The sequence below is a fragment of the Chryseobacterium contaminans genome (assembly GCF_001684955.1).
Lineage (GTDB): Bacteria > Bacteroidota > Bacteroidia > Flavobacteriales > Weeksellaceae > Chryseobacterium > Chryseobacterium contaminans.
The window spans coordinates 1-1498 of sequence record NZ_MAYF01000205.1; the positions used below are offsets into that span (position 1 = coordinate 1).

The window sequence follows — 1498 nt, forward strand, 5'->3', positions numbered from 1 at the left end:
GTGATCCTTGAAAAGCAACACTTTAATTCCGTTTGCTGTTAAAACATCTGCTACCAGTTTTCCGAATTCTTTTGAGTTGTGACGAACGTCATAGGCAATGGCCACCTTAATCTCTTCTCCTTTAAATTGCTGAAGCATATAGTTCGCCAATCCCTGAGTTGCCTGTCCTAATGTATATTTATTTAAGCGGTTGGTTCCTACTCCCATAATTCCACGCATTCCTCCTGTTCCGAATTCCAGTTCTCTGTAGAAAGAATCTTCCAGATCCGGGGAATTGCTGTCGATTAATGCCTGTACTGCCGTTCTCGTTTCTTCATCGAAGGTCTCACTTAACCAAAGTTTCGCTTTTTCTAATGTGTTCATATTTAGTTTAGTTTGGAAGCTGGGGGCTGGAAGAGGGAGGTTGTTTTTGTCCCAGTTTAACCATTCAGCTTTTGATTTATTATTTTGTTTTATATGAGGCGGGAAGTAGGAAGCCGGGAGATGGAAGATATTGCATTCCCTAATTCAGACTTCTGCCTTTTATTTAATTATTCTTTTTGTATAATGAAAAAGTGAAAATGAAGTTTGGTAAACTAAAAGCACCTCCAGCTTCCAACTCCCATCTTCCAACTTTTTAATCCAATTTCTTATTTTCAACTTTCGTTGTCTTTTCTACTTTAAATGCTCTGATCGGATCATTATAATAGACAAATTTTGCAGTGTTCTGAATATTCCCTTTTAAAGAATCTTTTACATTCACCTCAGCATAGTTTCCATTTTTAGAATCGATATTCAGATTGGTAATTTTCCAGTAAGGCGCAATGAGGCTTGCAGTATCAGAAATTTTTATCACTGCATCTTTGGATAATCCTAAGAAGTTAGCACGGCTTCTGTTATGCATTTCCACTTCTGCTCTTCTGGTATTAACAGAACCCATGAAACTTGCATTGTTTTTCATATTCAGTCTGAAATTATCGGTTTTAATTTCGCTTGAAATATTCACCTCAACAGAGTCTGAAACAGATACTTTTTCAAGATTATATTTTGAATAGATGGTTACATTATAAAAATCTACCCCTTTTGTTCCTCTTTTTTCCTTGATGGTAAGTGTTTTGTCTTTTACCTCTACGTCCAGATTACTGGCAACGTTGGGATAGGTTTCTATTTCCACAAAATTCTTGGGTCCTCTGGCATAAAATACACGGAATTTCCCGTTAAGATCCAGATTTACAAATTCCGGAACGTCCACATCTTTCTTTTCAATATTTCCTTTTGGGGAAACTTTCCCACAGGAAACTACTGCAACCAGCATCAATGTGTATAGTACTTTTTTCATATTTAATTTTAAATATTCTACTGACGATCATTATGATCTGTTTCCTTGAAAGTTTTCGGGTCTTTCAAGAATATCTTTTAACAAAAATAGGATTAAAATTTTTAAAAATCTTTGTCTTTTGGCAATAAAATACCTGATAATTTTCAATTTTTTGGTTTTTAACAACAAGCTATATTTTGT

1 protein-coding gene and 1 pseudogene are annotated in these 1498 nt (G+C 35.0%); both read right to left on the reverse strand.

The features are described 5' to 3' along the window. Positions 1-363: pseudogene (locus BBH99_RS11720) on the reverse strand (phospho-sugar mutase); the annotation flags it as partial. Positions 364-616: 253 nt separating this feature from the next. Beyond that, positions 617-1318, reverse strand: a complete 702-nt coding sequence (locus tag BBH99_RS11725; protein WP_066695734.1) for a GIN domain-containing protein — start codon at positions 1316-1318, stop codon at positions 617-619. Positions 1319-1498 lie beyond the last annotated feature (180 nt).

Excerpts from the sequence above, each read along its gene's own strand:
- BBH99_RS11725 (WP_066695734.1), bottom strand. The coding sequence starts at position 1,318 with ATGAAAAAAGTACTATACACATTGATGCTGGTTGCAGTAGTTTCCTGT.